This window comes from Clostridium prolinivorans (assembly GCF_004011155.1).
Classification (GTDB): Bacteria; Bacillota; Clostridia; order Clostridiales; family Clostridiaceae; genus Clostridium_AT; species Clostridium_AT prolinivorans.
Genome location: NZ_RJWG01000031.1, coordinates 1 through 4745 on the forward strand (window position 1 = coordinate 1; position 4745 = coordinate 4745).

At 29.7% G+C, this 4745-nt stretch carries 8 protein-coding genes and 1 pseudogene; 7 read left to right on the forward strand and 2 right to left on the reverse strand.

What is annotated here, in order from left to right; genetic code table 11:
* Positions 1–120: 120 nt before the first annotated feature.
* The 6 genes and pseudogenes from EGD97_RS12040 (at position 121) to EGD97_RS12725 (ending at position 3105) form a co-directional block, all read left to right on the forward strand.
* On the forward strand, positions 121–339 hold the full coding sequence (locus EGD97_RS12040; RefSeq protein WP_127837542.1) for a hypothetical protein: 219 nt from the start codon (positions 121–123) through the stop codon (positions 337–339).
* 170 nt (positions 340–509) lie between these two features.
* On the forward strand, positions 510–692 hold the full coding sequence (locus tag EGD97_RS12045) for a hypothetical protein (protein ID WP_127837543.1): 183 nt from the start codon (positions 510–512) through the stop codon (positions 690–692).
* A gap of 187 nt (positions 693–879) precedes the next feature.
* Complete coding sequence (locus EGD97_RS12050) at positions 880–2049, forward strand: site-2 protease family protein (protein WP_164850221.1); 1170 nt, start codon at positions 880–882, stop codon at positions 2047–2049.
* Positions 2050–2392: 343 nt separating this feature from the next.
* Positions 2393–2602, forward strand: a pseudogene (locus tag EGD97_RS12640) (zinc ribbon domain-containing protein); the annotation flags it as partial.
* 45 nt (positions 2603–2647) lie between these two features.
* Positions 2648–2860, forward strand: coding sequence for a hypothetical protein (locus EGD97_RS12645; protein ID WP_228202033.1), 213 nt, complete (start codon positions 2648–2650; stop codon positions 2858–2860).
* Between the two features lie 119 nt (positions 2861–2979).
* Positions 2980–3105: a hypothetical protein gene (locus EGD97_RS12725; RefSeq protein WP_265936977.1), complete on the forward strand. Its 126-nt coding sequence runs from the start codon at positions 2980–2982 to the stop codon at positions 3103–3105.
* Positions 3106–3369: 264 nt separating this feature from the next.
* On the opposite strand, the gene EGD97_RS12520 is transcribed toward EGD97_RS12725, so the two are convergent.
* Positions 3370–3732 carry a transposase gene (locus tag EGD97_RS12520; protein ID WP_228202034.1) on the reverse strand — a complete coding sequence of 121 codons (363 nt, stop codon included), beginning with the start codon at positions 3730–3732 and terminating at the stop codon, positions 3370–3372.
* A gap of 25 nt (positions 3733–3757) precedes the next feature.
* On the opposite strand from EGD97_RS12520, the gene EGD97_RS12650 reads away from it, so the two are divergent.
* A complete protein-coding gene (locus EGD97_RS12650) occupies positions 3758–3910 on the forward strand; it encodes a hypothetical protein (RefSeq protein ID WP_228202035.1) in 153 nt (50 codons plus the stop codon).
* Here the strand turns inward: EGD97_RS12650 and EGD97_RS12525 are convergent.
* Positions 3907–4653, reverse strand: a complete 747-nt coding sequence (locus tag EGD97_RS12525; protein ID WP_205693996.1) for a hypothetical protein — start codon at positions 4651–4653, stop codon at positions 3907–3909. The two genes, EGD97_RS12650 and EGD97_RS12525, sit on opposite strands and share 4 nt — an antisense overlap.
* Positions 4654–4745: the final 92 nt, after the last annotated feature.

Sequence of the window (4745 nt, forward strand, 5' to 3'; positions counted from 1 at the left end):
TAACCAGCAATTGAAGGCAGCTACAGATGCCTTTAATATATACATTTATGTAAAAAAATGATAAAATGAGAGGAGAATAAAAAATGAGTGAATTTGTATTAAACAGATACCGCAGCGCTTATGTCATATTCTGTAGTATTAGGAGCAGCAGTAGTTTTTGGTACTGGTGGATTAAGGACTGCGGCAGCTTCACTAATAGTAGCTGGTTTTGCGGCTGTCGTACCTGGCATAGCTGGTGCAATATTAGGAGGTATTGTTAACGGGGTATACAGAGGTAAGACTATTAATTTCAATGTTGCAAGTGCATGGTTTTTGCCAAATTTTCATATGACACTTTAGAAGAATTAAATAATGATTCGTAATTAAAAAAGTTATTTTTCTTAAAAAGATAGTTATTTAATATAGTTTCATGCTGGTAATAAAACATAACTCGTAGGTGTTTAAAACCTACGAGTTTCAAATATAATTTAGGATTTGTATGGAGTAGATAGAAGAGGGGAGTAATCAATATGAAAAAACTAGATGTTAAATTTGTTCTTATATGGGTTTTGTGTGCTTTTATAAGTCTTATAATTAAAGGTATATTGGATAGTTTTAACGCATCTACAATTATGTACTTGCTTGCGTGGATACCAATGTTAATATGTTTTATTTATGACTTTAAATATATATATAATAAATTAGAAAAGTAAAAAAATGACAGTTTATGCTAACAATGTAGAAGTATTCATGAAGGTATATAATGTGTAGTATCCATCCTTATTAATGAATCGATCAATTAAAGAATACTTACAACATATGTAGATATTCATTTATGATGACATGAATGATGATTTTAATAATCATAGAAGTATGATGAAAATCTATGAGGTACTTGTAATGAAAAAATATAATAATAAAAGGTTTGATAGGATTAAGATAATAATAAATATTGCAGCTTGTATAATCTTATTATATGGAATATATGCTTGTATAATAAAATATAGAAAGAGCTTTGATGCCGATTATTTAGCTGTAATTTGCAGTATAATACTATTTGGAATTTTAATAATTGGTCATTTTTCTATTATAATTCATGAAATAGGACATGCAATAGCTCTAAAAAGTATGGGTTTTAAAATAAAAATATTTAAGGTTGGTCCGATAAAGTACATAAATAATGGCGGAAAGATTAAGATAGTTTTCGATAAGGTCGGGTTGCTTTTAATAGGAGGATTTGTCACACCTGAAGTAAACGGAGTAATATATGACCAAGCAGGCTTTAGCAAATTTAATAGGCAGTATATTAAATTTATATTTAGTGGAATTATAGTTACCATAGCTATCCTGATTATAGCATTCATTTTGTTAGTTTTTAATAAGGCTATAATTGTAAGTTTATTATTAATAATTGTTAATTGGCCAATTTTAATAAAGTCACTAGATAATGAGAATTTAAGCTATGGAGATTTTTTTCTTATAAGGCTTTTAAATGATAAACCAGATTATATATGTGCAATTTTACAAAACAATTTAGTGCTCGAGTATCCGTTGAATTCTTTTCTAGTGACTAAAATTGAAAGTTTTTTAATGGATTCCATAAATAAGAAAGATTATGATGAGCTAATATTAGGATTGGCAGATAAAATTATAGATGATTATATTATTGAAGAAAAAGTACTTAGCAGTGAGTTGGAAAAGCTAAAAGAATGGATTTTTGAAAATTTAGAAAGTACTAAGAGCGATAACTCAATATCAACATTAACATTGGTAAAGGTTTCTCATAAATTTTTGTTACATGAATATACATTAAAAACAAAAGGTGAACTCACGAAAAATTATAATAATCTTCTGGATTTTATATCAAAAAATAAAACTATAAATAATCATGAATTCATTAATAGAATAGTGAATACATTAAAGTTTATTTATGAAGACAGAAGCTTATTAGAGGCAGATTTTAAATACATAATATCTGATTTAGACTTTTTAGCAGGTGAATGTGAGAATTATAAAAGAAAAGTATCATTAATAGTTGATAAGTTAAGCAAGAAGAGTGTGAAAATCTGAATGCTTTAAACTAAATGTTATTATTACGACCTTCTTGTTAAAGGGGTACATCTTTACGCAAAATAAATAATTCTGCGTATTATTATCATCATTCTATCAAAACACATGTGGAGTGTGTTGCGATGATAGAGAAGAAATAGCTTGAAATCAAAGGCTTGGGGCAATCTGCCCCTTTTTTATGTGTGTTTTATGTTTCCATAGACAAAGGTTTTAAGGGGATTTGAACCCCGGGGTGCACTTTTTCGCAAATATATATTTTAACTAAATGAAAAATTTATAGTTAGATGGCATGAAAGTACAATTTTAAATATCTAGAAGAAGAGCCTTTGCTGAAAAATACAACATCAGTAAACTTGATTATGCAACAGTAGATAATCCTTTTGCAGGAAGAGTTATCTGCGGACACTGCGGCAGTGCCTTTGGAAGAAAGGTATGGAATTCTACAGATGAAAGGTTAAGAAGGATCATATGGAGATGCAATAAAAAATATGAAGTTAAGGGGAAAAAGAGCTGTGAGAATAAGCATATAGATGATAAGGTTTTATATCATGCATTTGTAAATACCTTTAATGCCATGGTGGAGAATAAGGAATACTTTATGGAGAAGTGGAAGGAAGGAATTAAGAGTGAAAATACTTTGGTAAGGTATAAGTCAAAGCAGTTTATAGATATATTAAAAAATGCAAAGCCAATAGAAGAATTCGATATGGATTTGTTTTTCAGTATTACTGAAAAGATGACGGTGTTTGAAGGAGATAAGATTATAGTAAGTTTGCTTGATGGAACAGAGGTTGAAGTTGTAATTGAATAGATTATGAATATGATAGCTGAGGTAATGTAGAATCACTTTGGCTGTTTTTGTTTGAAACAATAATATTCTGTCAACTCATGTCGGAAAATATTTACAATGAAATTATTGAGAAATTTGGAGTGTGGGATAGAATAATTACTGTAAACAAGCTTGTTTATGTAGTTGATAGAATTATCACAAATATTCAAAGAGCAGTACTTTTAAACTGGAAATTATTTGGAAAGTTAACTTTAAATATATTATAGGTAGTGTCAAAAGTTTATGAAAAACTATAAAATAGTAAATTTTTAGCATATCCATAAATGTAATTCTATTACAAATAACCGCAGTTGCCCTTGACAAACATTATTCAAATTTTGTTTTAACTCGAAGAGGGCGAAAGAAATGGATATAATGACATGACAAAAAGCCCTCTCAAAACCAATTTTAAAATTTGGATAATTCGGTTTGTCAAGGGTTCGCTAACGCCAACAGCTGCTTTAAGGGCTCAGCTAAACAGATATAAAATCTTAGGCGATAGCCTGCTGTGATATACAGTAATCTTGAGCCATTTCAACAAGTTTACACCAACGAGCTGGCATGGTTTCAAGAACTTGAAGTTCTGGTATTTCTACTGGGACCTTATTATTAAGCGTAGAATGAGTTCTTAAAAAGTTAAAGCATGCAGTGAATAGTGTTACAAAGGCTATAGATCCATCTGAACTATTAAAACCACAGGTTGTCCTATAACTACCTTTGAAGGTTCGGTTAAGACGTTCTATTATTTGTTTTAATGGTCTGTATTCTCTAGAGACTTCATCATCGTTAGTAAGACCTATAACTTGGGTAATATCAAATTTAATACCTTGGCTTGCATAATAGTGCTGTGCCAATAAGTAAATAGGATTACCATCAACAATGAAATTTAGTTTTTCAGGTATAGTTTTAAATTTTGTTAAGACATCATCTAAGGCTTTAACTGCTGAAAAAGTGTCTCTATTTGGTGAAACTCTATTAGATAGAATTATCTTTTTAGATGCATCAAAGAAAAAGAATATATATTGCCACTAACCATTAACTTTTATGTAAGTTTCATCACCACAAAAAGAACCCGACAATTGATAATCGTAATTATCAACAAAGGGCTTTACCACATGAGATATAGCTTCAGCATAATTTAAAACTGTTTGATGAGAAATTTTTATACCATGAATATCTCTCATAATAGCAGCTGTTTGTCTTGAGGACATTTGATAGTTTACGTAGTATGACATTATAAGTCCTAAAGTATGTGAAGTAACCATTATTTTGGGAAGAGTAACCTTTGTTTTAATGGGACTTTTGCTACTCAAAGGCTTAAAGTCAAAAGTAAATTCTCTAGTGATATATCTAACTTTATACTTTTGTGGGTTCTTTTTAAAGTCTTCTTTTTCTTTTTTAGTCATTGAAGACAGATGAGATCTATAAAACTCACATTTGTTATTTTTGCATTTATGCACATAAAAATCCTTACGGGTTTTGATTTTTTCAAGGGTTTTACCACAGTGAGGACATTTTAAAATAACAGACTTTTGAAAATAGTTTTTGGGATTAAAGGGTGTTCTGCATACTTTGCAGAGATATTGACCTTTACCACCATTATTATCATAAATATATTGGTGTGGAGCACCACATTTAGGACACTTAAACTCTTTAGGAACAACAGTTTTATTCTTACGAGGTTTAACAGGCGGAAGTTCCTTATTATGACTTTGAAGGTAATGTTCTAGAAGAACTTTATACTCAAGTTTTTCAGGAATTTCAAAGATAGGCATCTTGTCTACTTGTAGTTTTCGATATTGGATAGGTTACAATTAATTAGACAATAAATATTCGGTCATGATATGATATATAAAAATAGGAGAAG